This is a genomic window from Staphylococcus auricularis, from assembly GCF_001500315.1.
GTDB classification, from domain to species: domain Bacteria; phylum Bacillota; class Bacilli; order Staphylococcales; family Staphylococcaceae; genus Staphylococcus; species Staphylococcus auricularis.
In genome coordinates this window covers 1-217 of the sequence record NZ_LLER01000048.1, presented here as the reverse complement: position 1 = coordinate 217, position 217 = coordinate 1, and the positions used below count along the sequence as shown (strand labels likewise).

Annotated in this window: 1 rRNA gene; it reads left to right on the top strand. The window is 49.8% G+C overall.

Annotation, left to right across the window (positions count from 1 at the left end):
* Window positions 1-217, top strand: a 16S ribosomal RNA gene (locus APS80_RS10440); the annotation flags it as partial.

Sequence of the window (217 nt, the reverse complement as noted above, 5' to 3'; positions counted from 1 at the left end):
GTGAGATGTTGGGTTAAGTCCCGCAACGAGCGCAACCCTTAAGCTTAGTTGCCATCATTCAGTTGGGCACTCTAAGTTGACTGCCGGTGACAAACCGGAGGAAGGTGGGGATGACGTCAAATCATCATGCCCCTTATGATTTGGGCTACACACGTGCTACAATGGACAATACAAAGGGCAGCGAAACCGCGAGGTCAAGCAAATCCCATAAAGTTGT